Origin of the sequence: Streptococcus sp. 1643 (assembly GCF_006228325.1) — a bacterium.
Taxonomy (GTDB): domain Bacteria; phylum Bacillota; class Bacilli; order Lactobacillales; family Streptococcaceae; genus Streptococcus.
In genome coordinates this window covers 1,209,848-1,236,230 of the sequence record NZ_CP040231.1, presented here as the reverse complement: position 1 = coordinate 1,236,230, position 26,383 = coordinate 1,209,848, and the positions used below count along the sequence as shown (strand labels likewise).

General features: G+C 43.2%; 26 protein-coding genes. 24 read left to right on the top strand and 2 right to left on the bottom strand.

Features of this window, described 5'->3' with window-relative positions; all coding sequences use genetic code 11:
* The first annotated feature begins 1 nt into the window (after position 1).
* From pstB to FD735_RS06525, 3 genes are all read left to right on the top strand, one after another.
* Positions 2-760 carry a phosphate ABC transporter ATP-binding protein PstB gene (gene pstB / locus FD735_RS06535; RefSeq protein ID WP_001287328.1) on the top strand — a complete coding sequence of 253 codons (759 nt, stop codon included), beginning with the start codon at positions 2-4 and terminating at the stop codon, positions 758-760.
* A gap of 11 nt (positions 761-771) precedes the next feature.
* On the top strand, positions 772-1,425 hold the full coding sequence (gene phoU, locus FD735_RS06530; RefSeq protein WP_000946468.1) for a phosphate signaling complex protein PhoU: 654 nt from the start codon (positions 772-774) through the stop codon (positions 1,423-1,425).
* A gap of 158 nt (positions 1,426-1,583) precedes the next feature.
* A complete protein-coding gene (locus tag FD735_RS06525; RefSeq protein WP_139658784.1) occupies positions 1,584-2,399 on the top strand; it encodes an ABC transporter substrate-binding protein in 816 nt (271 codons plus the stop codon).
* Between the two features lie 19 nt (positions 2,400-2,418).
* Here FD735_RS06525 and FD735_RS06520 read toward each other — a convergent pair whose 3' ends face one another.
* Entirely contained in the window at positions 2,419-3,690 is a 1,272-nt protein-coding gene (locus FD735_RS06520; RefSeq protein ID WP_049505528.1) for a PLP-dependent aminotransferase family protein, read from the bottom strand.
* 144 nt (positions 3,691-3,834) lie between these two features.
* Between FD735_RS06520 and budA the strand changes: the two genes are divergently transcribed.
* From budA to alaS, 10 genes are all read left to right on the top strand, one after another.
* The gene (gene budA, locus FD735_RS06515) at positions 3,835-4,566 is read left to right on the top strand and encodes an acetolactate decarboxylase (RefSeq protein WP_139658783.1); all 732 of its coding nucleotides are present in this window, start codon (positions 3,835-3,837) and stop codon (positions 4,564-4,566) included.
* Positions 4,567-4,575: 9 nt separating this feature from the next.
* On the top strand, positions 4,576-5,328 hold the full coding sequence (locus FD735_RS06510; protein WP_139658782.1) for a YhfC family intramembrane metalloprotease: 753 nt from the start codon (positions 4,576-4,578) through the stop codon (positions 5,326-5,328).
* Between the two features lie 111 nt (positions 5,329-5,439).
* Entirely contained in the window at positions 5,440-6,345 is a 906-nt protein-coding gene (gene murB, locus FD735_RS06505; RefSeq protein WP_139658781.1) for a UDP-N-acetylmuramate dehydrogenase, read from the top strand.
* 139 nt (positions 6,346-6,484) lie between these two features.
* A complete protein-coding gene (locus FD735_RS06500) occupies positions 6,485-7,642 on the top strand; it encodes an ABC transporter ATP-binding protein (protein ID WP_139658780.1) in 1,158 nt (385 codons plus the stop codon).
* Positions 7,623-8,429 (top strand): ABC transporter permease, encoded by an 807-nt coding sequence (locus FD735_RS06495; protein ID WP_000754114.1) that lies wholly within the window; start codon positions 7,623-7,625, stop codon positions 8,427-8,429. Before FD735_RS06500 ends, FD735_RS06495 begins: the two co-directional genes overlap by 20 nt.
* The gene (locus FD735_RS06490; RefSeq protein ID WP_139658779.1) at positions 8,426-9,199 is read left to right on the top strand and encodes an ABC transporter permease; all 774 of its coding nucleotides are present in this window, start codon (positions 8,426-8,428) and stop codon (positions 9,197-9,199) included. The genes FD735_RS06495 and FD735_RS06490 overlap by 4 nt, the downstream gene beginning before the upstream one ends.
* On the top strand, positions 9,196-10,266 hold the full coding sequence (locus FD735_RS06485; RefSeq protein WP_139658778.1) for an ABC transporter substrate-binding protein: 1,071 nt from the start codon (positions 9,196-9,198) through the stop codon (positions 10,264-10,266). The genes FD735_RS06490 and FD735_RS06485 overlap by 4 nt, the downstream gene beginning before the upstream one ends.
* A 149-nt stretch (positions 10,267-10,415) precedes the next feature.
* On the top strand, positions 10,416-10,667 hold the full coding sequence (locus FD735_RS06480; protein WP_139658777.1) for a hypothetical protein: 252 nt from the start codon (positions 10,416-10,418) through the stop codon (positions 10,665-10,667).
* Positions 10,668-10,921: 254 nt separating this feature from the next.
* Positions 10,922-11,407, top strand: a complete 486-nt coding sequence (locus FD735_RS06475) for an LURP-one-related/scramblase family protein (protein ID WP_000847087.1) — start codon at positions 10,922-10,924, stop codon at positions 11,405-11,407.
* A 21-nt stretch (positions 11,408-11,428) separates the two neighbouring features.
* On the top strand, positions 11,429-14,047 hold the full coding sequence (gene alaS / locus FD735_RS06470) for an alanine--tRNA ligase (protein ID WP_139658776.1): 2,619 nt from the start codon (positions 11,429-11,431) through the stop codon (positions 14,045-14,047).
* Positions 14,048-14,133: 86 nt separating this feature from the next.
* Here alaS and FD735_RS06465 read toward each other — a convergent pair whose 3' ends face one another.
* Entirely contained in the window at positions 14,134-15,582 is a 1,449-nt protein-coding gene (locus tag FD735_RS06465; protein WP_139658775.1) for an alpha-amylase, read from the bottom strand.
* 272 nt (positions 15,583-15,854) lie between these two features.
* On the opposite strand from FD735_RS06465, the gene FD735_RS06460 reads away from it, so the two are divergent.
* The 11 genes from FD735_RS06460 to FD735_RS06410 all read left to right on the top strand — a co-directional run bounded on the left by FD735_RS06460 (position 15,855) and on the right by FD735_RS06410 (position 26,240).
* Entirely contained in the window at positions 15,855-17,018 is a 1,164-nt protein-coding gene (locus tag FD735_RS06460; protein WP_176553062.1) for a class I SAM-dependent rRNA methyltransferase, read from the top strand.
* Positions 17,015-17,692, top strand: a complete 678-nt coding sequence (aroD, locus tag FD735_RS06455) for a type I 3-dehydroquinate dehydratase (RefSeq protein ID WP_000767778.1) — start codon at positions 17,015-17,017, stop codon at positions 17,690-17,692. Before FD735_RS06460 ends, aroD begins: the two co-directional genes overlap by 4 nt.
* Positions 17,682-18,536 carry a shikimate dehydrogenase gene (locus FD735_RS06450; protein ID WP_139658774.1) on the top strand — a complete coding sequence of 285 codons (855 nt, stop codon included), beginning with the start codon at positions 17,682-17,684 and terminating at the stop codon, positions 18,534-18,536. The genes aroD and FD735_RS06450 overlap by 11 nt, the downstream gene beginning before the upstream one ends.
* Before the next feature lie 18 nt (positions 18,537-18,554).
* The gene (gene aroB, locus FD735_RS06445) at positions 18,555-19,622 is read left to right on the top strand and encodes a 3-dehydroquinate synthase (protein WP_125414132.1); all 1,068 of its coding nucleotides are present in this window, start codon (positions 18,555-18,557) and stop codon (positions 19,620-19,622) included.
* Positions 19,623-19,631: 9 nt separating this feature from the next.
* Positions 19,632-20,798: a chorismate synthase gene (gene aroC, locus FD735_RS06440; RefSeq protein ID WP_061420721.1), complete on the top strand. Its 1,167-nt coding sequence runs from the start codon at positions 19,632-19,634 to the stop codon at positions 20,796-20,798.
* A 9-nt stretch (positions 20,799-20,807) separates the two neighbouring features.
* Positions 20,808-21,911: a prephenate dehydrogenase gene (locus FD735_RS06435; RefSeq protein ID WP_061420722.1), complete on the top strand. Its 1,104-nt coding sequence runs from the start codon at positions 20,808-20,810 to the stop codon at positions 21,909-21,911.
* Between the two features lie 10 nt (positions 21,912-21,921).
* Positions 21,922-22,260, top strand: coding sequence for a YlbF/YmcA family competence regulator (locus FD735_RS06430; RefSeq protein ID WP_000065973.1), 339 nt, complete (start codon positions 21,922-21,924; stop codon positions 22,258-22,260).
* Between the two features lie 90 nt (positions 22,261-22,350).
* On the top strand, positions 22,351-23,634 hold the full coding sequence (gene aroA, locus FD735_RS06425; protein ID WP_139658773.1) for a 3-phosphoshikimate 1-carboxyvinyltransferase: 1,284 nt from the start codon (positions 22,351-22,353) through the stop codon (positions 23,632-23,634).
* The gene (locus FD735_RS06420) at positions 23,627-24,103 is read left to right on the top strand and encodes a shikimate kinase (protein WP_139658772.1); all 477 of its coding nucleotides are present in this window, start codon (positions 23,627-23,629) and stop codon (positions 24,101-24,103) included. The genes aroA and FD735_RS06420 overlap by 8 nt, the downstream gene beginning before the upstream one ends.
* The gene (pheA, locus tag FD735_RS06415; protein WP_139658771.1) at positions 24,100-24,948 is read left to right on the top strand and encodes a prephenate dehydratase; all 849 of its coding nucleotides are present in this window, start codon (positions 24,100-24,102) and stop codon (positions 24,946-24,948) included. The genes FD735_RS06420 and pheA overlap by 4 nt, the downstream gene beginning before the upstream one ends.
* Positions 24,945-26,240 carry an LCP family protein gene (locus FD735_RS06410; protein WP_139658770.1) on the top strand — a complete coding sequence of 432 codons (1,296 nt, stop codon included), beginning with the start codon at positions 24,945-24,947 and terminating at the stop codon, positions 26,238-26,240. The genes pheA and FD735_RS06410 overlap by 4 nt, the downstream gene beginning before the upstream one ends.
* The last annotated feature ends 143 nt before the right edge of the window (positions 26,241-26,383 follow it).

Genomic DNA, 26,383 nt, shown 5'->3' with positions numbered 1-26,383 from the left:
TATGTCAGAAGCGATTTTACAGGTGTCAGACCTGTCCGTTTATTACAATAAAAAGAAGGCCTTGAATAGTGTTTCCCTTTCTTTCCAACCTAAGGAAATAACAGCCTTGATTGGTCCTTCTGGATCAGGAAAGTCCACCCTACTCAAAGCCATCAACCGCATGGGAGATTTAAATCCTGAGGTGACTACAACTGGATCAGTGGTCTATAATGGTCACAATATCTACAGCCCCCGTACCGATACGGTTGAATTGCGTAAGGAAATTGGTATGGTCTTTCAACAGCCCAATCCCTTCCCTATGTCTATCTACGAAAATGTTGTCTATGGGCTGCGTATCAATGGGGTTAAGGATAAACATGTTTTGGATGAAGCAGTAGAAAAGGCCTTGCAACGTGCTTCTATCTGGGATGAAGTAAAGGATCGTTTGCATGATTCGGCCATTGGTCTCTCTGGTGGACAACAACAACGTGTTTGTGTTGCTCGTGTCTTAGCAACCAGTCCGAAAATCATCCTCTTAGATGAACCAACTTCAGCTTTGGATCCTATTTCTGCAGGTAAGATTGAGGAAACCTTGTATGGTCTGAAAGATAAATACACCATGCTCTTGGTAACGCGTTCGATGCAACAAGCCTCACGTATCTCTGATAAAACAGGATTTTTCCTAGATGGGGATTTGATCGAGTTTAATGATACGAAGAAGATGTTCCTAGAGCCACAAAACAAGGAAACAGAAGATTATATTACAGGAAAATTTGGATAAGGAGTTGAATGATGTTACGATCTCAATTTGAAGAAGATTTGGAGAAATTGCACAACCAGTTCTATGCTATGGGACAAGAAGTGCTCTCACAGATCAATCGTACAGTGCGTGCCTTTGTTACGCATGACCGTGATTTGGCAAAAGAAGTCATCGAAGACGATGCAGAAGTAAATGAATATGAAGTGAAGTTGGAAAAGAAATCATTTGAAATGATCGCCCTCCAACAACCTGTTTCGCAAGACCTTCGTACCGTCTTGACCGTTCTCAAGGCAGTGTCAGACGTGGAACGCATGGGAGATCATGCAGTGTCTATCGCTGAGGCGACCATTCGTATGAAGGGGGAGCAACGTATCCCTTCTGTTGAAGAAGAAATCAAAAAGATGGGACGCGACGTGAAAAACTTCGTCGAAGCAGCTCTAGATCTTTATCTCAACGGGTCTGTGGATCAAGCCTACGAAGTCGCGGCGATGGATGAAAAAATCAACCATTACTTTGATAGCATCCGTGATTTGGCTACAGAAGAAATTAAGAAAAATCCTGAAGCTATCGTTACAGGCCGTGATTACTTCCAAGTCATTTCTTTCTTGGAACGTATTGGAGACTACGCAAAAAATATCTGTGAATGGGTTGTTTACTTTGAAACAGGTAAGATTGTCGAATTATAAGAAACGGTTTAAATATACAGAAGAAAAGGCTGATTAAAATAAATCAGTCTTCTTTTTTTATGAAAAGAATTGTTTTATAATCAAAATTTCTAAAAGGGTTGACAACTATTTTTAAAAGAGTTATAATTATTCAGAATTAACAGAAAGGTCGTTTATTTATGAAGTTTAAGAAATGGATATTAGTTGTGTGTAGTATGCTTGCCAGCATGATTTTAGTAGCTTGCCAGTCAGGAACGGATAGTTCCCAGTCTGCTGTGGATGCTATCAAACAAAAAGGGAAGCTAGTTGTGGCGACTAGCCCAGACTATGCGCCGTTTGAATTCCAATCCTTGGTAGATGGTAAAAACCAAGTGGTTGGTGCAGATATTGATATGGCTCAAGCAATTGCAGACGAGCTTGGGGTTAAACTTGAAATCTCTAGCATGAGTTTTGACAATGTCTTGACCAGTCTTCAAACTGGAAAGGCTGACTTGGCCATTGCAGGAATTAGTGCTACAGATGAGAGAAAGGAAGTCTTTGACTTTTCAATCCCTTACTATGAAAATAAGATGAGTTTCTTGGTTAGAAAAGCTGATTTAGACAAATACAAGGATCTTACAAGCCTCGCAAGTGCCAATATCGCAGCTCAAAAGGGAACTGTGCCAGAAACCATGGTCAAGGAACAATTGCCAAATGCCCAGTTGACATCCTTGACCAATATGGGGGAAGCAGTCAATGAATTGCAGGCTGGAAAAGTGGATGCTGTTCATATGGATGAACCAGTTGCTCTTAGCTACGCAGGTAAAAACTCAGACCTTGTCGTTGCATCTGTTAACTTGACAATGAAAGATGGCGAAGCCAATGCCGTTGCTATTAAGAAGAATCAATCAGACTTGAAAGCAGTAGTCGATAAGGTTATCCAAAAACTGAAAGACGACGGAACCTATCAAAACTATCTTGAAAAGGCAGCGAAACTAACAGAAGTTGAGCAATAAGAAAAAGCAGAGTTGGACTTTAATCCAATTCTGCTTTTATGTATTCTAATAGCTCTTCTAGATTTTCAAGAGTGACTTTGGCGAACTGATAAGGACAGGCGTCCAAATAAGCCTTCTCAAAAAAGTCTAATTTGAGTGAGCTGTGTTTCAAACTGGCAATCTTAGGATAGTGTCTCAAATCAAGCAAAAGACCATCGTGTAGAGGATAGTGGGGTAAGGGACAGGTGTTTTTTTCAAGTAGCTCCTTAATCTGAGCCTGATAGTTCTCTTGAAGGCTCAATCGAGCCAGTCGATTTTTTTCAAATAACTGGCTATCGATGTAAAGAGAAAGAGCCTTTTGCATGATGAGATTGCTGTCATAGTCCAAGATATTTTTGTAGGAAACAAAGGCCTCTTTTAGGGCATTTGGAAGAATGAGAGCGGTAATACGAAGGGCTGGAAAGAGACTGGTTGAGAAGGACTTGATATAAATGACCCGATCCTCAGTATCCAGATAGTGGAAGGTTTGTCCCTTTTTAGAGTCTAAGTCACCTAGATAATCATCCTCTACGATGTAAACACCATACTGGTTTGCTAGATCCAGAATAGCCCTTTTTTCCTGATCAGAATAGGAATGACCTAGGGGATAGTGGAAGCGAGGAATAGTGTAGAAAAACTTGATCTTCCTAGATTTGAACTGTTCTTCTAGTTCGTCAAGGTTGATGCCATCAATTCGGCGTTCAATGGTCTGGTATGCTAGCCCCTGAGCGACCAAGAGGCGATTCATCCGGTGGTAGGTCGGTTGTTCGACCAAAATCTCCGCTCCCTTGCTCGGAAAGTCAATCTGAGAAAGGATAAAGAGAGCTTGCTGGGTACCAGATGTTAGAACCAGTTGATCGGGTTTACAGTAGAGAGCTTGGTTGAAAAGAAGTTGATGGACAGATTGTCTGAGTTCCTCAAGGCCTTCTTGGTTGTCATAGTAGTTGAAGAGGTAGTTTTCTCGGCCTATCAGGGTTTCGTTGACGCAGAGTCGGAAGTCGTCATAGGCACTGGCATGTTCGTCAGTGACTTCGATTTCCAAGTCTTGGTGCTGTCCTTGTTCTAGAACATAGTAGCCACTTTGGGGTTTGGCATAGAGGTATTGTTCATGGCGTAATTCCAGCAGGGCTCGTTGGATAGTGTCCTTGCTACAGTGGAAGTCTTGGCTCAGTTGACGGATGGAGGGAAGCCGGCTACCTGTTGGAAATTTTCCTGATTCGATCCCCTTTTTTAGAAAGGAAACGACTACTTGGTATTTACTTTCTTTCTTCATTCCAGACCTCCGTTAATTTTGTTACATTGTACCTTTTTTTTGCCTCCTTTGCAATGGGAAAAGCATTCCCCCTTTCACAACTAGGAGCAAATGTGGTATACTTAGAAAGTATGATGATTCATTGAACAGAAGATAAGAAAGAGAATGGATAGAAAAGTGCAGGAACCGGTAAAATTATTTCAATACAATACTCTAGGTGCCCTAATGGCTGGTCTCTATGGCGGAACCATGACAGTGGGAGAATTGCTAGAACATGGTGATCTTGGTTTGGGGACTTTGGATTCGATTGACGGGGAGTTGATTGTCCTTGATGGCAAGGCTTATCAAGCCAAGGGATCTGGTCAAACACCTGAAATCGTTGAAGTGGCAGCGGATGCCCTTATTCCCTATGCAGCAGTGGTTCCTCATCAGGCAGAAGTGATTTTTCGTCAGCGCTTTGAGATGACGGACAAGGAATTGGAAAAGCGAATTGAGTCCTACTATGATGGGGAAAATCTTTTTCGTTCCATCAAGATTCATGGCGAATTTTCACAAATGCACGTACGGATGATTCCCAAATCCACACCTGATACCAAGTTTGCTGATGTCGCAACTCACCAACCTGAATACAGCAGTGAAAATGTATCGGGAACTATTGTTGGATTTTGGACACCAGAGATTTTCCATGGGGTGAGTGTTGCAGGCTACCATTTGCATTTTATCTCAGATGATTTGACCTTTGGTGGGCATGTGATGGACTTTGTTATCAAAGAAGGAATGATTGAGGTTGGGGCAGTCGACCAGTTGGACCAACGTTTTCCAGTCCAAGATCGCCAGTATTTATTTGCTAAATTTAATGTTGACGAGATGAAGAAAGACATTGAAAAGTCAGAATAGGAGAAAAAGATGACAGTACATATTATCCTTACCATGATCGCTTTGGTTCTCATTCTAGTAAGTGGAACTTGGTATGCCAAAAAACGGTTTAAAATCTCTCTTGCAGTGATGGGCTTGGGGGCAATCGCATTTTTTGTTTCTTCTCAAGTGTTAGAGAAGATGGTTCACCTTCTGATACTTCATCCGCAAAAAGATGGAACCATTCCGCTTATGCAGGAGCAGCCTTTCTTATACGTCCTTTATGGAATCGCTATGGCAGCCCTCTTTGAGGAAACAGCTCGTCTTGTCTTTTTTAAATGGTTGGAGAAAAAGAGAAAGCTAGAAGATCGAGATGCTTTGGCTTATGGTTTGGGACATGGGGGCTTGGAGATGCTCTATCTCGGAATGGGAAGCTTGATCAGTCTTTTGATTCTCTTTTCACTCATCCAGTCTTCAAATACTGATGTAGCAAATCTTCTTCCAAAATCTACGCTCGAAACGGTTCAGTCTCTTTCTGTATGGCAGGTTTATTTACTAGGAGTTGAACGTGTGCTTGCCTTAGTTCTCCAAATCTGTCTTTCCATCTGGGTTTACCAAAGTGTTAGCCAAAAGAAATGGATCTACCTCCTTGCTGCCTATGGTTTGCATGCCTTGTTTGACTTGGCTCCAGCCCTATCTCAGGTGGGATGGATTGCAAATCCGCTTCTAGTTGAGTTTATTCTTCTCGCAGAACTACTAGCCTTTATCTGGCTGACCAAATTTACATTTTGGAAAAAATCATAAAAAGAGGGGTGACCTCTTTTTTTATGTAATGATAAAACAAGCTCTTTTTATGGTCGTCAAATGTCTCTAAAAATGGTATAATGGAATGAATTTTGAAAAAGGAAGAGTGACATGTCAGTAAAAGAAAAAATGCTTGAAATCCTAGAAGGAATCGATATTCGTTTTAAGGAACCTTTGAAGACCTATACCTATACAAAGGTAGGAGGTCGAGCGGATTATCTAGTTTTGCCACGCAATCGCTATGAGATGGCCCGTGTCGTCCAATTTGCCAATCAAGAGAGTATTCCCTGGATGGTGCTTGGGAATGCCAGCAATATCATTGTTCGTGAAGGTGGAATCCGTGGTTTTGTCATCTTGTGTGATAAGCTTAATAACGTTTCGGTTGATGGCTATACCATCGAAGCAGAAGCTGGAGCTAACTTGATTGAAACGACACGTATTGCCCTCCGTCATAGTTTGACTGGTTTTGAGTTTGCTTGTGGGATTCCAGGGAGCGTCGGTGGAGCTGTCTTTATGAATGCGGGTGCCTACGGAGGAGAGATTGCTCATATCTTGCAGTCTTGTCAAGTTTTGACCAAGGAAGGGGAAATCGAGACCTTGTCAGTCAAGGACTTGGCTTTTGGTTACCGTCATTCAGCTATTCAGGATTCTGGGGCCATTGTCTTGTCAGCTAAATTTGCCTTAGCTCCAGGAAATCATCAGGTTATCAAGCAAGAAATGGATCGCTTGACGCACCTACGTGAACTCAAACAACCTCTAGAATACCCATCATGTGGGTCAGTCTTTAAGCGTCCAGTGGGGCATTTTGCAGGACAGTTGATTTCAGAGGCTGGCTTGAAAGGCTATCGTATCGGTGGTGTGGAAGTATCTGAAAAACACGCAGGTTTCATGATCAATGTTGCTGACGGAACGGCCAAAGACTATGAAGACTTGATCCAATCTGTTATCGAAAAAGTCAAGGAACACTCAGGTGTCACTCTTGAAAGAGAAGTCCGAATCTTGGGTGAACACGAATAACATTATTTTTACATAGCATTCAAAGATTGGGATTTTATCGCTAAATGAGGTTTAGGTCATTTTATTTCCTACGCTTGTGTCTAGCATTCTAACAAGGTCCCAATCTGTTAATTTATGAAGAAGAAGGAATTTAGAGGAATTGAAAAAACCAATTATTGAATTCAAAAACGTCTCTAAAGTTTTTGAAGACAGCAACACCAAGGTTCTCAAAGATATTAACTTTGAGTTGGAAGAAGGGAAATTTTACACTCTTTTGGGCGCATCTGGTTCAGGAAAGTCAACCATCCTGAACATCATTGCAGGTTTACTGGATGCGACGACAGGAGATATTTTGCTGGATGGGGTACGGATCAACGACATTCCAACCAACAAGCGAGACGTCCATACGGTCTTCCAATCCTATGCCTTGTTTCCACATATGAATGTGTTTGAAAATGTTGCCTTTCCACTCCGTTTGCGTAAGGTCGATAAGAAAGAAATCGAAAAACGTGTGCTAGAAGTTCTCAAAATGGTACAGTTGGAAGGTTTCGAGAAACGTTCCATTCGTAAGCTTTCGGGAGGACAACGTCAACGTGTGGCGATTGCGCGTGCGATTATCAACCAACCACGTGTGGTCCTCTTGGATGAACCTCTGTCAGCCCTTGACCTGAAGTTGCGAACCGACATGCAGTACGAATTGCGTGAATTGCAACAACGATTGGGTATTACCTTTGTTTTCGTTACCCACGATCAGGAAGAAGCCCTTGCTATGAGTGACTGGATTTTCGTTATGAATGATGGCGAGATTGTCCAGTCTGGAACACCAGTGGACATCTATGATGAGCCAATCAACCACTTTGTTGCTACCTTTATCGGCGAGTCCAACATCTTGCCAGGAACTATGATTGAAGACTACTTAGTCGAGTTCAATGGCAAACGCTTTGAAGCGGTTGATGGAGGGATGAAGCCAAATGAGCCAGTTGAGGTTGTCATTCGTCCAGAGGACTTGCGCATTACCCTTCCTGAAGAAGGCAAGCTCCAAGTCAAGGTTGATACCCAGCTTTTCCGTGGGGTTCACTATGAGATCATCGCCTATGACGGACTCGGAAATGAATGGATGATCCACTCGACTCGTAAGGCCATCGTTGGCGAGGAAATCGGTCTGGACTTTGAACCAGAAGATATCCATATCATGCGTCTCAACGAAACCGAAGAAGAGTTCGATGCTCGTATCGAAGAGTACGTAGAAATCGAAGAGCAAGAAGCAGGTCTGATTAACGCGATCGAGGAGGAAAGAGATGAAGAAAACAACCTCTAAACTCTTTGTAGTGCCCTATATGCTTTGGATCGCCCTCTTTGTTCTCGCACCCTTGGTCCTGATTTTTGGACAATCCTTTTTCAACATTGAAGGCCAGTTTAGTTTAGAAAACTATAAATCCTACTTTGCATCACAAAACTTGACCTATCTCAAAATGAGCTTCAACTCTGTGCTTTATGCAGGGATTGTCACCTTGGTAACACTGCTCATCAGCTATCCAACAGCCCTCTTTTTGACCCGTCTCAAGCACCGTCAGCTCTGGCTCATGCTGATTATCTTGCCAACCTGGATCAATTTGCTCCTCAAGGCCTATGCCTTTATTGGGATTTTTGGTCAAAATGGCTCTATTAATCAATTTTTGGAATTTATCGGAATCGGTTCACAGCAGTTGCTCTTTACGGATTTCTCCTTTATCTTTGTCGCAAGCTACATCGAGCTTCCCTTTATGATTTTGCCGATTTTCAATGTCTTGGATGATATGGATAACAATCTCATCAATGCCAGCTATGACCTCGGTGCGACCAAGTGGGAGACCTTCCGCCATGTCATCTTCCCTCTATCGATGAATGGAGTGAGAAGTGGAGTTCAGTCGGTCTTTATCCCCAGTTTGAGTCTCTTCATGCTGACACGTTTGATTGGTGGGAACCGTGTTATCACGCTGGGAACGGCCATTGAGCAGAACTTCCTGACCAATGACAACTACGGTATGGGTTCTACCATCGGTGTAATCCTCATCCTGACCATGTTCATCACCATGTGGGTGACCAAGGAAAGGAGAGAACGATGAAAAAATTTGCCAATCTCTACCTAGCCTTTGTCTTTATCGTCCTTTATTTGCCAATTTTTTACTTGATTGGCTATGCCTTTAATGCAGGGGATGATATGAACAGTTTTACCGGCTTTAGCTTGAGCCATTTTAAAACTATGTTTGGTGATGGTCGTCTCATGTTGATCCTCACCCAAACCTTTTTCTTGGCCTTTCTGTCTGCCTTGATTGCGACCGTTATCGGGACTTTCGGAGCTATTTACATCTACCAGTCTCGTAAGAAATACCAAGAAGCCTTTTTATCACTCAATAATATCCTCATGGTTGCGCCTGACGTTATGATTGGTGCTAGCTTCTTGATCCTCTTTACACAGCTTAAGTTTTCACTCGGCTTTTTGACGGTTTTATCTAGTCACGTGGCCTTTTCCATCCCTATCGTGGTCTTGATGGTCTTGCCTCGTCTCAAGGAAATGAATGATGATATGATTCACGCGGCTTATGACCTTGGTGCCAGCCAGTTTCAGATGTTTAAGGAAATCATGCTTCCTTACCTGACACCGTCTATCATTGCAGGTTATTTCATGGCCTTTACTTACTCGCTGGATGACTTTGCCGTGACCTTCTTTGTAACGGGAAATGGCTTTTCAACCCTGTCAGTCGAGATTTACTCTCGCGCTCGTAAGGGGATTTCGTTAGAGATCAATGCACTGTCTGCACTTGTCTTTCTCTTTAGTATTATCCTAGTTGTTGGCTATTACTTTATCTCACGTGAGAAGGAGGAGCAAGCATGAAAAAACTCTATTCATTTTTAGCAGGAATTGTAGCGATTATCCTTGTCTTATGGGGGATTGCGACTCATCTAGATAGTAAAATCAATAGCCGAGACAGTCAGAAATTGGTTATCTACAACTGGGGGGACTATATCGATCCCGAACTCTTGGAGAAATTCACCGAAGAAACAGGAATCCAAGTCCAGTACGAGACCTTTGATTCCAACGAAGCTATGTATACCAAAATCAAGCAGGGTGGAACAACCTATGATATTGCTATTCCTAGTGAGTACATGATTAACAAAATGAAGGATGAGGACCTCTTAGTCCCTCTGGATTATTCAAAAATTGAAGGAATCGAAAATATCGGACCTGAGTTCCTCAACCAGTCTTTTGACCCGGGCAATAAATTCTCCATCCCTTACTTCTGGGGGACCTTGGGAATTGTCTACAATGAAAACATGGTAGATGAGGCGCCTGAGCATTGGGATGACCTCTGGAAGCCAGAATATAAGGATTCCATCATGCTTTTTGATGGAGCACGTGAGGTGTTGGGACTCGGGCTTAACTCACTCGGTTACAGTCTCAACTCCAAGGATCCTCAGCAGCTGGAAGAAACAGTGGATAAGCTCTACAAATTGACTCCAAATATCAAGGCCATTGTGGCAGACGAGATGAAGGGTTACATGATTCAGAACAACGCTGCTATCGGTGTGACCTTCTCAGGGGAAGCCAGCCAGATGTTGGAGAAAAATCCTAACCTCAAGTATGTCGTTCCGACTGAGGCCAGCAATCTCTGGTTTGATAACATGGTCATTCCAAAAACCGTGAAAAACCAAGATGCGGCCTATGCCTTTATCAACTTTATGTTGAAACCCGAAAATGCTCTGAAAAATGCGGAGTATGTAGGTTACTCAACACCAAACCTACCAGCTAAGGAAATGCTCCCAGAGGAGACTCGTGAGGACAAATCCTTCTATCCAGACGCTGATACCATGAAACACCTAGAAGTTTATGAAAAGTTTGACCATAAATGGACAGGAAAATACAGCGACCTCTTCCTACAATTTAAAATGTATCGGAAGTAGGAGTAGATACAAAGAAAACGAATCAGTCAAGCTGGTTCGTTTTCTTAATAGAAGTTAACTTTTACAGCCTTATCTTTTTCTATTCTAGTTGCTTATTTGCTTGTCTAGTAGTATACTAAGTTTATACGAATAGAAAGCGGTAACAAATCATGAAAATGTCTACTTTTTTCAAAAAAAGTTACTGGCCAACCTTTTTAATTGTTAACGAAACAATTATACTATTTCATTTAAAGGATGGCTTGGATCGGCAATATCTAACAACGGATTCCATATATTTGGTGATAGGTTACTTTATATTTGCAAATGTTTTCATAGCTATCTTTAGCAATTCAAAAACTTGGAATAAAAGTTGGGATAAAAAGAAAAATGGCAGTAAGAAAAAATATATCCTGAAAAAGTAATCAGGGATGTAGGGAATCATTCCTAGTTGACGCAGAACCCAAAAAACGATATAATAATAAAGTTGAGAATTGATTTTCAATCATCTTAGTCCAGAGAAATGGCGGTGCTGCGAGCCATCTAAGGTAGGAAGTCATGCTACTCAATCATACAATTGCATAAGAATAAGAGAATGACAAGTTCATTGAATGAAGGTGGTACCGCGGTTTTTCGCCCTTCGTGATGTGAGCTTGTCTTTTGATTTTTGGAGGTGTTTATGAAGACATTTCTTGTCAAACAAAAGTTTCGTCTTGGAGGCGAACGCTTCGATATCAAGGATGATAGAGGAGTAGTGAACTATCAGGTGGAGGGATCATTTTTCCAAATTCCTAAGACCTTTACCATCTATGACGCCTATGGTGAGCAAGTCAGTGAGATTAGTAAAGAATTTTTCACTTTGCTTCCTCGCTTTACTATCCAGTTACGAAACGGTTCCAATTTCGTCATTCGCAAGAAGTTGACCTTCTGGCGAGATAAGTATGAGTTTGACAATCTAGGGCTTCGTATCGAGGGCAATATCTGGGATTTGAATTTCAAATTGCTGGATGACCGCGACCAAGTGATTGCCGAGATTCGGAAAGAAATTTTCCATTTGACCTCAACCTACACCGTAACCGTCTATGAAGACTCGTATGCAGATTTGGTCATTTCCCTTTGTGTCGCGATTGACTATGTGGAGATGCTGGAAAGCCAATCAAATTAAACAAGTAAATAAGGAGATATTATGAAACAACTATCTAGTGCTCAAGTTCGCCAAATGTGGCTAGATTTCTGGGCAAGCAAAGGTCACTCTGTAGAACCATCAGTGAGCTTGGTTCCAGTAAACGATCCAACTCTTTTGTGGATCAACTCTGGGGTAGCAACCCTTAAGAAATACTTTGACGGAACCATTATCCCTGAAAACCCACGTATTACCAATGCGCAAAAAGCAATCCGTACCAACGACATCGAAAATGTCGGGAAAACGGCTCGCCACCATACCATGTTTGAAATGCTGGGGAACTTCTCTATCGGTGATTACTTCCGTGATGAAGCTATTACTTGGGCTTATGAGCTTTTAACAAGCCCTGAATGGTTTGACTTCCCAGCTGAAAAACTCTACATGACCTACTATCCAGATGATAAAGATTCTTACAACCGCTGGATTGAAGTAGGAGTGGACCCAAGCCACTTGATCCCAATCGAAGACAACTTCTGGGAAATCGGTGCGGGACCTTCTGGACCAGATACAGAGATCTTCTTTGACCGTGGAGAAGCCTTTGACCCAGAAAATATCGGTATTCGTCTGCTTGCAGAGGATATCGAAAACGACCGTTACATCGAAATCTGGAACATCGTTTTGTCACAATTTAACGCTGACCCTGCTGTACCTCGTAGTGAGTACAAGGAATTGCCACACAAGAATATTGATACGGGTGCTGGTTTGGAGCGTTTGGTGGCCGTTATCCAAGGGGCTAAGACAAACTTTGAAACAGACCTCTTCATGCCAATCATCCGTGAAGTTGAGAAATTGTCTGGTAAGGTTTATGACCAAGATGGCGACAACATGAGCTTCAAGGTCATTGCTGACCATATCCGTTCTCTTTCATTTGCCATCGGTGATGGTGCCCTTCCTGGAAATGAAGGTCGTGGCTACGTCCTTCGTCGTCTTCTCCGTCGTGCTTCTATGCACGGTCAAAAATTGGGTATCAACGAGCCTTTCCTTTACAAACTCGTTCCAACTGTTGGAAAAATCATGGAAAGCTACTACCCAGAAGTGCTTGAAAAACGTGACTTTATCGAGAAAATCGTGAAGAGCGAAGAAGAGTCATTTGCTCGTACCCTTCACTCAGGTCAACACTTTGCTGAAACCATTGTAGCTGACTTGAAAGAAAAAGGTCAATCTGTTATCGCTGGGCAAGATGTCTTCAAACTCTACGATACATACGGATTCCCAGTAGAATTGACTGAAGAAATCGCTGAAGAAGCCGGTATGACGGTAGACCGCGAAGGATTTGAAGCAGCCATGAAAGAGCAGCAAGAACGTGCGCGTGCGTCAGCTGTCAAAGGTGGCTCAATGGGAATGCAAAATGAGACCCTTCAAAACATCACAGTGGAAAGTGTCTTCAACTACAATGCCAGTCAATTGCCTTCTAAGTTGGTGGCTATCGTAGCGGACAATGCTGAAGTAGAAGCTGTATCTGAAGGAACTGCCTCTCTGATCTTTGCAGAGACTCCATTCTACGCTGAAATGGGTGGACAAGTAGCTGACCACGGTCAAATCTTGGATGCTAAAGGAAATGTCGTAGCGACTGTAACGGACGTGCAAAAAGCACCAAACGGACAAGCTCTTCATACTGTCGAAGTTCTTGCACCACTTGCTTTGAATCAAGAATATACCTTGGCAATCGATACTAATCGCCGTCATCGTGTCATGAAGAACCACACAGCCACTCACTTGCTCCATGCGGCTCTTCACAATATCCTTGGCCACCATGCGACACAAGCAGGATCTCTGAACGAAGTTGAATTTCTTCGCTTTGACTTCACTCACTTCCAAGCCGTGACTCCAGAAGAATTGCGCGCCATTGAACAGCAAGTCAACGAAAAAATCTGGGAAGCAATTGCTGTAGAAACTGTTGAGACAGATATTGACACGGCTAAAGAAATGGGAGCTATGGCCCTCTTTGGTGAGAAATACGGTAAGGAAGTCCGTGTTGTAACCATTGGTGACTACTCAGTGGAACTTTGTGGTGGTACCCACGTTGGCAACACTTCTGAGATTGGTCTCTTCAAGATTGTCAAAGAAGAAGGAATCGGTTCAGGTACCCGCCGTATCTTGGCAGTAACTGGTAAGGAAGCCTTTGAAGCTTATCGTGAACAAGAAGACGCTCTGAAAGCCGTCGCAGCAACCTTGAAAGCACCTCAACTCAAGGAAGTTCCTCATAAGGTTGAAGGACTTCAAGAACAACTTCGTCAGCTTCAAAAAGAAAATGCAGAATTGAAAGAAAAAGCCGCAGCTGCAGCTGCAGGTGATGTCTTCAAGGATGTGAAGGAAGTCAACGGACACCGTTACATTGCTAGTCAAGTTTCTGTATCAGATGCCGGTGCCCTTCGTACCTTTGCGGATAACTGGAAACAAAAAGACTACTCTGATGTGCTTGTCCTAGTTGCCGCTATCGGTGACAAAGTCAATGTTCTTGTAGCTAGCAAGACAAAAGATGTGCATGCAGGAAATCTTGTCAAAGAATTGGCTCCAATCGTCGATGGACGTGGTGGTGGTAAACCAGACATGGCCATGGCAGGAGGAAGCAACCAAGCGAAAATTCAAGAACTCTTGGATGCAGTAGCAGGTAAATTGTAAGACAATAAAGATCTATCCATTTGGGTAGGTCTTTTTGCCTACTTAAAAAGCCAAATCCGCTTGGATTTGACTTGTAACTGATAGGTTTATTTTGTTGCCCAAACACTGACTGAACCCGCTGCTACTGGAAATTCTCCATAACCTTCAGCGTTGATTGTAACTTGTGCTGGATGATTTTCAAGGAGGTCAACAAAGGTTTGGTCAGCCCATTCTTGCCCGACAAACATAGATTTGCTGTTTTCTTGGTCATTTGAGATGAGGACAGCGATTGGAGATTGATGTTCAGCACCTGAACGAACCCAACCGATACAGTTGGCATCGTCAAAGTAGTCTGTTTGCTCCCCATATGCCCTGTCTTTTCGGATGGCTAGGAGACGATCAAGAACTTCTCTGAAATCTTGTTGAGCAAATTGCCCTGAAATGCCGTAATAGTCTCCGTAAAAGACACATGGAAGACCATCTTGGCGTAATAGAATGAGGGCATAGGCTACTGGCTTGAACCATTCTTCAACAGTAGACTCAAGGGCTTGTCCTCGTTGGGTATCATGGTTGTCAACGAAAGTGACTGCTTTGTCAGGCTTGAGTTCAACCAAGCTATCTGTGAAAATGTTACGAAGGTCGTAACTTGCTCCAGCTTGACTGGCTTCAAAGAGGTTCTGGTGGAGACGAACATCGACAAGATCAAAGCGTTCTTCTGTTTTCTCGAGATAGTCTAGATTGGCTTCCTTGTCTGGATTCCAAAATTCACCAAAAACATAGAAATCTTGACCGTATTTTTCCTTCATATCACGGATGAAATTGCCCATAAAGAAGGAGTCGATGTGCTTAACGGCATCCAAGCGGAAACCAGCAACACCAGTCGTTTCCATGAACCAGTCAGCCCAGTCATAGATGTTTTGGATGACTTCAGGATGCTTAAAGTCTAGGTCAGCATACATGAGGTAGTCGTAGTTACCGTTTTCGTTATCGACCAATTCCTCATTTGCCCAGCCTTTATTGTCTCCCTGGATCAGGTAAATGCCAGACTTACGTCGCTTGGCATCGTAGTCCGTACCTGTGAAGTGGTACCAGTGCCAGTGGAAGTCATTGTAGGTATCTTGGCGACCATCGAAGGTGAAGTGAGTCCAGCCGTTGATAGTAAAGGGCTCGCTTAGTTGAACGGTACGGTCCTCAGGGTCCACTTCAATAACCTGAAAGGCTTCCATATGATCGGCAGCAGCCTTGTGATTGAGCACCACATCGGCCATAGGTTGAATTCCCTGTGCCTTTAGGGTTTGAATGGCTTGAAGATAATCTTCTTTAAACCCATACTTGGTACGGACAGTCCCTTTTTGCTGAAATTCTCCTAGGTCAAAAAGATCGTAAACACCATAGCCGACATCTTTTTCGTTGGTTGCCTTGAAGGCAGGTGGCATCCAGACATGGCTGATACCAAGGTTTGCTAGGTGCTCTGCATCATTTGTCAGTCGCGTCCAGTGTTGGCCGTCGTGAGGCAAATACCATTCAAAGTATTGCATAAGTGTCTGATTTTGCATTGTTTTTCCTCTTGCTTATCAATGTTGTGTTTTATTCTACCATAAAGTTTAGAACTAGGCAAACGTTTGCGCAAGATTCTATACTCATTTCTGTTTTTGTCTATTTTTAGCGAATAGAATCTCTCTTTCCATCACAAGGGAGAGGATGTTTTGGTGAAAAAGTAAATGGAATAAACTTATTTTAACAAAAATGACACTCAGTAAACTAAAGTACAACTGGTTAAACGGTTTCTTTTTTGAGAATTGTCACAAAATTTGCTATAATAGTAACTATGAATAGAATTAGGGTCAGCAGACGTGTTGAAAAAAAGCTAGCTAAGGGTCTAGTTCTTTTGGAAGCAAGTGATTTAACAGATATTGATCTGACGGATCAGGCAGTAGAAGTTCTTAGTCAAGACGGGAAGTTTTTAGGGAGTGCCTATCTTTCTCAGCAGAACAAGGGCATTGGCTGGTTGGTCAGCAAGGAAAAGGTTGGTTTCAACCAATCCTTCTTTGAAACTCTGTTTCGTAAGGCTAAGGAAGCTAGAAAGCCTTATTATCAAGATGACTTGACTACTGCCTTTCGCCTTTTTAACCAAGAGGGGGATGGTTTTGGTGGTCTGACTGTTGATCTCTATGGAGATTATGCTGTCTTTTCTTGGTACAACTCCTTTGTTTACCAGATTCGTAAGCTGATCGTAAAGGCTTTTAAGGAAGTTTTTCCTGAGGTCTTGGGGGCTTATGAAAAGATTCGTTTTAAAGGTCAAAACTACGAGTCTGCCTATGTTTATGGTGAGGAAGCGCCAGATTACTTTACTGTTCTTGAGAATGGCGTGCTCTATCAAGTCTTTATGAATGATGGCTTGATGACCGGGATTTTCCTAGACCAGCATGAGGTTCGTGGGAGTCTGGTTGACGGTCTAGCCATGGGCAAATCCTTGCTCAATATGTTTTCCTATACGGCGGCCTTTTCAGTTGCTGCAGCTATGGGAGGTGCCAGTGAGACGACTTCAGTTGACTTGGCCAAACGGTCTAGAGAGCTGTCAGAAGCTCATTTTCAGGCAAATGGACTCAGCACGGACAATCATCGTTTTATTGTCATGGACGTCTTTGAATACTTCAAGTATGCCAAGAGAAAAGGCTTGACCTATGATGTGATTGTTCTTGATCCGCCGAGCTTTGCCCGCAATAAAAAACAAACATTCTCTGTAGCTAAGGACTATCACAAGTTGATTTCCCAGAGTCTAGAGATTTTAAATCCGGGAGGCATTATCATTGCCAGTACCAATGCTGCCAATGTTTCCCGCCAGAAATTTACAGAACAAATTGATAAAGGTTTTGCAGGAAGAAGGTATCAGGTCTTGAACCAATACGGTCTTCCAGCAGACTTTGCCTATAATAAAAAAGATGAAAGCAGTAATTACCTCAAGGTGATTAGTATGAAGGTTAGTAGATGAAATTAATCGTTTCAGTAATGCCAAGAAGTTTAGAAGAAGCGCAAGAACTGGATGCCACTAGGTATGAAGATGCCGATATCATTGAGTGGCGTGCGGACTTTCTTACAAAGGACGCTATTTTACAGGTAGCACCCGCTATCTTTGAAAAATTTGCAGGACGCGAACTTGTCTTTACCCTTCGGACCCGCGCTGAGGGAGGAGAAATCGAACTTTCCTCAGAAGAGTATGTTCAAATCATCAAGGAAGTTACTCAGCTCTATCAGCCGGATTATGTAGATTTTGAGTATTTCAGCTACAAGGATGTTTTTGAGGAAATGTTGGATTTTCCAAATCTTGTTTTGAGTTACCATAATTTCCAGGAGACACCTGAAAACATGATGGAAATTTTGTCTGAGTTGACCAGTCTCTCTCCGAAAGTGGTCAAGGTATCAGTTATGGCCCATACGGAGCAGGATGTTTTAGACCTGATGAACTACACTCGAGGATTTAAGACACTCAACCCTGAGCAAGAGTACGTGACCATTTCCATGGGGAAAATGGGCAAGGTATCCCGTATTACTTCAGATGTGACGGGTTCAAGTTGGTCATTTGCTAGTCTGGATGAAGCGAGTGCCCCAGGTCAGATTTCGCTATCAAACATGAAGAAAATCAGGGAGATTTTGGATGAAGCTTGATGGCTATACGCGTTTAGCTGCAGTTGTTGCCAATCCCATTAAACACTCTATTTCACCCTTTATTCACAATAGGGCCTTTGAGGCGACAGCTATTAATGGTGCCTATGTAGCTTGGGAGATTGAAGCGGGTGATTTGGCAGAAACAGTCGCCAATATTCGCCGTTACCAGATGTTTGGCATCAACCTGTCTATGCCTTACAAGGAGCAAGTGATTCCTTATCTGGATGAGTTGAGTGATGAGGCTCGTTTGATTGGGGCAGTCAATACTGTAGTCAATCATAATGGCACTTTAATTGGATATAATACAGATGGCAAGGGATTTTTTAAGAGCTTGCCTTCTTTTACAATCTCAGATAAGAAAATGACCATTCTGGGAGCAGGTGGTGCGGCCAAATCCATTTTGGCGCAGGCTATTTTGGATGGGGCCAGTCAGATTTCAGTCTTTGTTCGTTCAGCTTCTATAGAAAAAACAAGACCTTACCTAGATAAGTTGCAGGAGCAAACAGGCTTTAAAGTGGACTTGTATGCTTTAGAAGATCTTTCTGAACTGCAATCAAGGATTGCCGAGTCGGACCTGCTCGTCAATGCGACTAGTGTAGGGATGGATGGCAAATCATCGCCAGTTCCAGAAAGCATCAATTTGCCAGAGAATCTCTTGGTTGCAGATATCATTTACCAACCCTTTGAGACGCCATTTTTGAATTGGGCTAGAAGTCAGGGAAATCCAGCCGTCAATGGCCTGGGGATGTTGCTCTATCAAGCTGCTGAAGCTTTTCAACTGTGGACAGGTAAAGTAATGCCGACAGATGAGATTTGGCAGTCCTTAACAGAAAAATATAAATAGTGAAAAGGAGACCCTCCTATGAAAATCAGAATCGATATTCCGCATCATCCTTATGATATTCAGATTGAAAAAGGTTGTCTAGCTCAGGCTGGTCAATGGTTGCGAGAACTCTGGCAACCTCAAAAAGTGGTTATTGTAACCGACAACCATGTAGCCTCTCTCTATGCAGAGAGGGTTAAACTCAGCCTAGAAGATGCTGGTTTTCAGGTAGCTGTTTTTGACTTTTTAGAAGGCGAAGAAAGAAAGAATTTAACAACTGTTCAGAAGGTCTATGAATTTCTAGTCAAGCAAGGTCTGACTCGTAGCGATGGGATTGTGGTTCTTGGTGGAGGTGTCGTTGGGGACCTAGCTGGTTTTGTGGCCTCTACTTATATGCGGGGCATTCACTTTGTTCAGATTCCGACTAGTTTGACTGCCCAGGTTGATTCTTCTATCGGTGGAAAGACAGGGGTCAATACTCCTTTTGCTAAAAATATGGTGGGTACCTTTGCCCAACCAGATGGGGTTCTGATTGACCCGCTTGTCCTTGAAACACTCGGGAAAAGAGAGTTGATTGAGGGAATGGGTGAGGTTATCAAGTACGGCTTGATTGAGGATCCAGAACTATGGGCTCTCTTGATGGAGCTAGATGGTTCTGTAGAGAGCATTTTGGAGCATGCAGAGACCTTGATTGAACATTCTTGTCAGGTGAAGCGCAAGATGGTGGTTGAGGATGAGTTAGACAATGGTGTTCGCCTCTACCTCAACTTTGGACACACTATTGGTCATGCCATCGAAGCGACTGCTGGTTATGGCAAGGTCATGCATGGAGAAGCTGTGGCCATGGGGATGGTACAGATTTCCAAGGTTGCTGAGGAAAAAGGTCTTATGCCAGAAGGAATAACCCAGTCCATTACAGAGATGTGTCAGAAATTTGGACTACCTGTTGAGTATGAAAACTGGGATGTAGACAAGCTCTATCAGGCACTTACTCATGATAAGAAAGCACGTGGCAATACCTTGAAATTGGTCTTGGTACCAGAGCTTGGTTCAGCGACCATTCACCCAGTTTCTCTGGAAGAGATGAAAGACTACTTGGTAAAATAAGGAGAACGTATGAGATATTTAACTGCAGGAGAATCACACGGTCCTCGTTTGACGGCTATCATTGAAGGAATTCCCGCTGGACTTCCTTTGACAGCTGAGGATATTAATGGAGACCTTAAACGCCGTCAGGGTGGCTATGGTCGTGGTGGCCGTATGAAAATTGAGAGTGACCAGGTTGTCTTTACTTCAGGTGTTCGCCACGGGAAGACGACAGGGGCTCCTATTACCATGGATGTCATCAATAAGGACCACCAAAAATGGCTGGATATCATGTCTGCAGAGGACATTGAAGACCGCCTTAAAAGCAAACGAAAAATTACCCATCCTCGCCCAGGTCATGCCGATTTAGTTGGGGGCATCAAGTACCGTTTTGATGATTTGAGAAATTCTTTGGAGCGTTCATCAGCTCGTGAAACCACCATGAGAGTGGCAGTTGGGGCAGTAGCTAAACGTCTCTTAGCTGAACTGGATATGGAGATTGCTAACCATGTCGTGGTCTTTGGTGGCAAGGAAATCGATGTTCCTGAAAATCTGACAGTCGCTGAGATTAAGGAACGAGCTGCCCAGTCTGAAGTTTCTATTGTCAACCGAGAGCGGGAACAGGAAATCAAGGACTATATTGACCAAATCAAACGTGACGGTGATACCATTGGTGGGGTTGTGGAGACAGTCGTCGGAGGTGTTCCAGTTGGTCTTGGTTCCTATGTCCAATGGGACAGAAAATTGGATGCGCGATTGGCACAAGCAGTTGTTTCTATCAATGCCTTTAAAGGGGTGGAATTTGGTCTCGGATTTGAAGCTGGTTACCGAAAAGGCAGCCAGGTTATGGATGAAATTCTCTGGTCTAAAGAAGACGGCTATACTCGTCGTACCAATAATCTAGGTGGTTTCGAAGGTGGTATGACCAATGGGCAACCAATTGTTGTTCGTGGTGTTATGAAACCCATTCCCACTCTTTACAAACCATTGATGAGTGTGGATATCGAAACCCACGAACCTTACAAGGCAACCGTGGAGAGAAGTGATCCGACCGCCCTTCCAGCTGCAGGTGTGGTCATGGAAGCCGTTGTTGCCACCGTTTTGGCGCAGGAAATTCTTGAAAAATTCTCATCAGATAATCTTGAAGAATTAAAAGAGGCAGTTGCCAAGCACCGAGACTATACAAAGAACTATTAAGGAGTCCTTATGGCAAAAACCATCTATATCGCAGGTCTCGGTTTGATTGGTGCTTCGATGGCACTCGGTATCAAGCGTGATCATCCGGATTATGAAATTTTGGGTTATAATCGCAGTCAGGCTTCGAGAGATATTGCCTTGGAGCGGGGGATGATTGACCGTGCGACGGATGATTTTGCCAGTTTCGCTCCCCTAGCAGATGTCATCATCTTGACCTTGCCAATCAAACAGACCATTGCTTTTATTAAGGAGCTGGCAAACTTAGACTTGAAGGAAGGCGTCATTATCTCGGATGCCGGCTCGACCAAGTCAGCCATTGTGGAAGCAGCGGAGAAGTATTTAGCTGGCAAGCCTGTTCGCTTTGTTGGGGCCCATCCCATGGCTGGTAGCCACAAGACAGGGGCTGCTTCTGCGGATGTTAATCTCTTCGAAAATGCCTATTATATCTTTACGCCTTCGAGTCTGACAAGTCCTGGCACGCTTGAGGAAATGAAGGATCTGCTTTCAGGCCTTCATGCTCGTTTTATCGAGATTGATGCCAAGGAGCATGATCGGGTGACTTCTCAGATTAGTCATTTTCCTCATATTCTGGCTTCCAGCCTCATGGAGCAGACAGCGGTCTATGCACAAGAACATGAGATGGCAAGGCGCTTTGCGGCGGGTGGTTTTCGAGATATGACTCGCATTGCGGAAAGCGAGCCAGGTATGTGGACTTCCATTCTCTTGTCCAATCGTGAGACTATTCTAGATCGGATTGAGGATTTCAAGGAGCGCCTAGATGAGGTTGGACAAGCCATCAGCAAGGGAGATGAAGAGCAAATCTGGAACTTTTTCAATCAAGCGCGTGAGCAACGTCAGGCCATGGAAATCCATAAACGTGGAGGCGTGGACAGTTCTTATGACCTCTATGTTGATGTTCCCGACGAGGAAGATGTTATCTTGCGGATTTTGGAATTGCTACGTGGAACTTCCTTGGTCAATATCCACATCAACGAAGAAAATCGTGAGGATATTCACGGGATTCTACAAATTTCCTTTAAAAATGCTCAAGATTTAGAACGAGCGGAACGCTTAATTACAGAAAATACAGACTATACAGTCGTCATCAAATAAGGAGAAAATCATGTCAAATATTTACGATAGTGCAAACGAACTTAGCCGCGGGTTACGTGAATTACCAGAATACAAGGCGGTTAAGGCAGCAAAAGATGCCATCCAAGCTGATGAACAAGCTAGCAAGATTTTTGCAGACTACCTCGCTTTCCAGCAAGAAATCCAAGTCATGGCGCAAACGGGACAAATGCCAGACGCCTCTTTCCAAGAAAAGATGCAGTCTTTCAGCAAACAAATCCAAGAGAACGCTCTTTTGTCAGATTTCTTTGCCAAACAGCAACAATTGTCCATTTACCTTTCAGACATTGAAAAAATTGTCTTTGAACCTGTTTCAGAATTATTGAAATAGTATTTTATCTGTATAAAAGCCAGAAATTTCAGGAATTTCTGGCTTTTTTGTGATAAAATAAGAAAAAGTATTGCAAGTATGAGGTCAACTATGAAACTAAAAACAAACATTCGCCACTTACATGGCAGTATCCGGGTTCCAGGTGACAAGTCTATTAGCCATCGTTCGATTATTTTTGGAAGTTTGGCTGAGGGCGAGACTAAGGTTTATGATATTTTGCGTGGAGAGGATGTACTTTCAACCATGCAGGTTTTTCGTGACCTTGGTGTTGAAATTGAGGACAAAGATGGGGTTGTTACCATTCAAGGTGTTGGAATGGATGGCTTAAAAGCTCCGCAAAACGCCTTGGATATGGGGAATTCTGGAACCTCGATTCGCCTGATCTCAGGTGTCCTTGCTGGTGCAGACTTCGAAGTAGAGATGTTTGGAGATGATAGTCTTTCCAAACGTCCTATGGATCGCGTGACGATTCCACTGAAAAAAATGGGCGTTAGCATCTCAGGGCAAACTGAGCGAGACCTGCCCCCTCTTCGCCTAAAAGGGACGAAAAATTTAAAACCGATTCACTATGAGTTGCCAATCGCCTCTGCGCAAGTCAAGTCTGCCTTGATATTTGCAGCCTTGCAGGCTCAGGGGGAGTCCGTTATTATCGAGAAAGAATGTACTCGTAACCACACCGAAGATATGTTGCAGCAATTTGGTGGCCATTTAAGTGTGGATGGCAAGAAAATCACAGTTCAAGGGCCGCAAAAACTGATCGGACAAAAGGTAGTTGTTCCAGGAGATATTTCCAGTGCAGCCTTTTGGTTGGTCGCTGGTTTGATTGTTCCAAACTCTCGTGTGGTGCTGCAGAATGTGGGCATCAATGAAACGCGTACTGGTATTATTGATGTCATTCGTGCTATGGGTGGGAAATTGGAAATAACTGAAATCGATCCAGTCGCTAAATCAGCAACCCTGACTGTCGAGTCTTCAGACTTAAAAGGAACAGAGATTGGTGGAGCCTTGATTCCCCGTTTGATTGATGAATTACCCATTATTGCCCTTCTAGCGACACAAGCGCAAGGTGTAACAGTCATTAAGGATGCTGAAGAACTTAAGGTCAAGGAAACCGACCGCATTCAGGTGGTGGCTGACGCCTTAAATAGCATGGGGGCGAATATCACTCCTACAGAAGACGGGATGATTATCAAAGGGAAATCCTCCCTTCATGGCGCTAGAGTCAATACGTTTGGTGACCACCGAATTGGAATGATGACAGCCATCGCAGCCCTCTTGGTTGCGGATGGAGAAGTGGAACTTGATCGTGCTGAAGCCATCAATACCAGCTATCCTAGCTTCTTCGATGATTTGGAGAGCTTGATTCATGGCTAAGGTATTACTCGGATTTATGGGGGCAGGCAAGTCGACAATAGCCAGAGGATTGGACCCAGACTACATCGATATGGATGCCTTAATCGAGGAACGTTTGGGCATGTCCATTGCGGATTTCTTCGCTGAAAAAGGAGAAGTGGCATTTCGTCAAATAGAGTCAGAAGTCCTAGCTGACTTACTAAAAACGGACCGAGTTGTGTCAACTGGCGGAGGAGTTATCATTTCTCAGAGAAATCGTGACTTGCTCAAAACCAATCCTGATAACATCTACCTAAAAACAGATTTTGAAACCCTCTACCAACGTATCGCAGCTGATAAGGACAATCAACGGCCACTTTTTCTCAACAACAGTAAGGAAGAGTTGCGAGAGATTTTTCAAGAAAGACAGGCTTGGTATGAGGAAGTAGCCAGTCGTGTTCTAGATGTAACCAAGCTAAGCCCAGAGGAAATTATAGAGGAACTGAGATGAAAATTGCCTATCTAGGTCCCAAGGGATCATTTTCACACCACGTTGTGCAGACTGCTTTTCCTAATGAGGAATTACAAGCCTTTGCCAATATCACAGATGTCATCAAGGCCTATGAACAAGGCTTGGTGGACTATTCGGTGGTGCCAGTTGAAAATTCTATCGAGGGTAGCGTTCATGAAAGCTTGGATTACCTTTTTCACCAGGCTTGCATCCAAGCAGTTGCAGAAATCGTTCAACCCATTCACCAGCAGTTGATGGTAGTTCCAGGTCAGTCAAAAATTGAGAAAATCTTTTCCCATCCTCAGGCTCTGGCTCAAGGAAAGAAATTCATCGATGAACACTATCCCGAGGCTCAAATCGAGGTGACTGCTAGTACAGCCTATGCGGCTCGCTTTATTTCGGAACATCCAGACCAACCTTATGCAGCTATTGCTCCTAAAAGTTCAGCTGAAGAATATGGCTTGGAATTAATTGCAGAGGATATTCAGGAAATGGAAGCCAATTTCACACGTTTTTGGGTGTTAGGGGCAGAGATACCGAAGATTCCTTTGAACTCGCAAGCTGAAAAAATGAGTTTGGCCTTGACCTTGCCAGACAACTTACCTGGTGCTCTTTACAAGGCACTTTCGACCTTTGCTTGGAGAGGGATTGACTTAACAAAGATTGAAAGTCGCCCCCTTAAAACAGCCTTAGGAGAATACTTTTTCATTATCGATGTAGACTATAGTGACAAAGAACTGGTTCATTTTGCAAGACAAGAACTAGAAGCCATTGGGATCCAGCACAAGATACTGGGAACCTACCCGATTTTTACCATAACTGATATAGAAAAGGAGAGTCAATGAGCAAAGAAAATCCTTTAAGTCATCATGAGCAGTTACGTTATGACTATCTCTTCAAAAATATCCATTACCTCAACGACCGTGAACGGAGGGAGTTTGATTATCTGCAACAGAAGATGGCAGGTCTCAAGTCTGAAGTTCACCATTTCTACCAAGAAGAAAAAGAAGAAACTTGGGGTAGAGATATTGATCTTCCGACTTATGGCAGTAGAAGTCGGTCTAAGAAACGTGAAAAGGTAGCTCCTCAACCTAAAGTCAAAAAGAAAAAGAGAAGAATTGGCTTCAAACGAATACTGACTTGGTTCTTGCTGTTGATTACCTGTGTGGCTGCAGGGATGATTTTCATGTTTCTTCGAGGGTTCCAGTCAGCAGCCAATCCAACAAATAAGCCAGCTGACGCCAAGGCAGCTCAAGTAGAGGTCTTTAACGGTCAGGATACCAAAGATGGTGTGAATATTTTAGTGATGGGGACAGATGGCCGTATCGGTCAAAATAGTGCAGAAACCCGTACCGACACAATCATGGTACTGAATGTCAGTGGATCGGATAAGAAGATCAAACTAGTCAGCTTTATGCGTGACAACTTAGTTTATATCGACGGGTACAGTAAGATTGTAAATGGCCAGAAACAGACGGATAACAAACTAAATGTTGCCTATGAACTTGGGGAACAAGAAGGGCAAAAAGGTGCTGAAATGGTCCGCAAGGTTCTAAAAGACAACTTTGATTTGGATATTAAGTACTATGCCCTGGTCGACTTCCAGGCCTTTGCAACAGCTATTGATACCCTCTTCCCTGACGGAGTAACGATTGATGCCCAATTCTCAACATTGAATGGTCAACCTTTGACAGAAGCCACAGTTGGAGATGACCTTCATGCAACAGAGACAGAATCGCCAACCCAAACCATCAAAGTTGGAAAACAGCAGATGAATGGATCCACCTTGCTCAACTACGCTCGCTTCCGTGATGATGATGAGGGAGACTATGGCCGTACCAAACGTCAACAACAAGTGATGTCAGCTGTTCTTGAGCAAATCAAAGATCCAACCAAGCTCTTTACGGGATCAGAGGCACTTGGAAAAGTCTTTGGCATGACATCAACAAATCTACCATATAGCTTCTTGTTGACCAATGGTTTATCTGTCCTAGAAGGTGCTCAAAATGGCATTGAAAGACTCACCGTCCCAGAACTTGGTGACTGGGTGGACGCTTATGATATCTATGGTGGACAAGGACTTCTAGTTGATCAAAATAAATACCAGACCAAACTCGCCCAAATGGGAATGAGATAGAATACTATAAAAAAATCAAAGTTTGAATCACCAGTGAAAAAGTGGTTTAGGCTTTGATTTTTCTTAGTATCTGATGGATTTTTAGGGCTTTTTTATGGTATAATAAAACGATATAACTCGTTATTGGACAGAAGAGGAGAGAC

What these genes read in the sequence shown, in the direction of transcription:
- FD735_RS06525 (WP_139658784.1), top strand. Translation starts at nt 1,584, where the DNA reads ATGAAGTTTAAGAAATGGATATTAGTTGTGTGTAGTATGCTTGCCAGC.
- FD735_RS06410 (WP_139658770.1), top strand. Translation starts at nt 24,945, where the DNA reads ATGAGCAAAGAAAATCCTTTAAGTCATCATGAGCAGTTACGTTATGAC.
- pstB (WP_001287328.1), top strand. Translation starts at nt 2, where the DNA reads ATGTCAGAAGCGATTTTACAGGTGTCAGACCTGTCCGTTTATTACAAT.
- FD735_RS06510 (WP_139658782.1), top strand. Translation starts at nt 4,576, where the DNA reads ATGACAGTACATATTATCCTTACCATGATCGCTTTGGTTCTCATTCTA.
- FD735_RS06490 (WP_139658779.1), top strand. Translation starts at nt 8,426, where the DNA reads ATGAAAAAATTTGCCAATCTCTACCTAGCCTTTGTCTTTATCGTCCTT.
- FD735_RS06420 (WP_139658772.1), top strand. Translation starts at nt 23,627, where the DNA reads ATGGCTAAGGTATTACTCGGATTTATGGGGGCAGGCAAGTCGACAATA.
- FD735_RS06465 (WP_139658775.1), bottom strand. Translation starts at nt 15,582, where the DNA reads ATGCAAAATCAGACACTTATGCAATACTTTGAATGGTATTTGCCTCAC.
- murB (WP_139658781.1), top strand. Translation starts at nt 5,440, where the DNA reads ATGTCAGTAAAAGAAAAAATGCTTGAAATCCTAGAAGGAATCGATATT.
- FD735_RS06460 (WP_176553062.1), top strand. Translation starts at nt 15,855, where the DNA reads ATGAATAGAATTAGGGTCAGCAGACGTGTTGAAAAAAAGCTAGCTAAG.
- aroD (WP_000767778.1), top strand. Translation starts at nt 17,015, where the DNA reads ATGAAATTAATCGTTTCAGTAATGCCAAGAAGTTTAGAAGAAGCGCAA.
- pheA (WP_139658771.1), top strand. Translation starts at nt 24,100, where the DNA reads ATGAAAATTGCCTATCTAGGTCCCAAGGGATCATTTTCACACCACGTT.
- FD735_RS06435 (WP_061420722.1), top strand. Translation starts at nt 20,808, where the DNA reads ATGGCAAAAACCATCTATATCGCAGGTCTCGGTTTGATTGGTGCTTCG.
- aroC (WP_061420721.1), top strand. Translation starts at nt 19,632, where the DNA reads ATGAGATATTTAACTGCAGGAGAATCACACGGTCCTCGTTTGACGGCT.
- FD735_RS06485 (WP_139658778.1), top strand. Translation starts at nt 9,196, where the DNA reads ATGAAAAAACTCTATTCATTTTTAGCAGGAATTGTAGCGATTATCCTT.
- FD735_RS06475 (WP_000847087.1), top strand. Translation starts at nt 10,922, where the DNA reads ATGAAGACATTTCTTGTCAAACAAAAGTTTCGTCTTGGAGGCGAACGC.
- aroA (WP_139658773.1), top strand. Translation starts at nt 22,351, where the DNA reads ATGAAACTAAAAACAAACATTCGCCACTTACATGGCAGTATCCGGGTT.
- alaS (WP_139658776.1), top strand. Translation starts at nt 11,429, where the DNA reads ATGAAACAACTATCTAGTGCTCAAGTTCGCCAAATGTGGCTAGATTTC.
- budA (WP_139658783.1), top strand. Translation starts at nt 3,835, where the DNA reads ATGGATAGAAAAGTGCAGGAACCGGTAAAATTATTTCAATACAATACT.
- aroB (WP_125414132.1), top strand. Translation starts at nt 18,555, where the DNA reads ATGAAAATCAGAATCGATATTCCGCATCATCCTTATGATATTCAGATT.
- FD735_RS06450 (WP_139658774.1), top strand. Translation starts at nt 17,682, where the DNA reads ATGAAGCTTGATGGCTATACGCGTTTAGCTGCAGTTGTTGCCAATCCC.
- FD735_RS06430 (WP_000065973.1), top strand. Translation starts at nt 21,922, where the DNA reads ATGTCAAATATTTACGATAGTGCAAACGAACTTAGCCGCGGGTTACGT.
- FD735_RS06495 (WP_000754114.1), top strand. Translation starts at nt 7,623, where the DNA reads ATGAAGAAAACAACCTCTAAACTCTTTGTAGTGCCCTATATGCTTTGG.
- FD735_RS06520 (WP_049505528.1), bottom strand. Translation starts at nt 3,690, where the DNA reads ATGAAGAAAGAAAGTAAATACCAAGTAGTCGTTTCCTTTCTAAAAAAG.
- phoU (WP_000946468.1), top strand. Translation starts at nt 772, where the DNA reads ATGTTACGATCTCAATTTGAAGAAGATTTGGAGAAATTGCACAACCAG.
- FD735_RS06480 (WP_139658777.1), top strand. Translation starts at nt 10,416, where the DNA reads ATGAAAATGTCTACTTTTTTCAAAAAAAGTTACTGGCCAACCTTTTTA.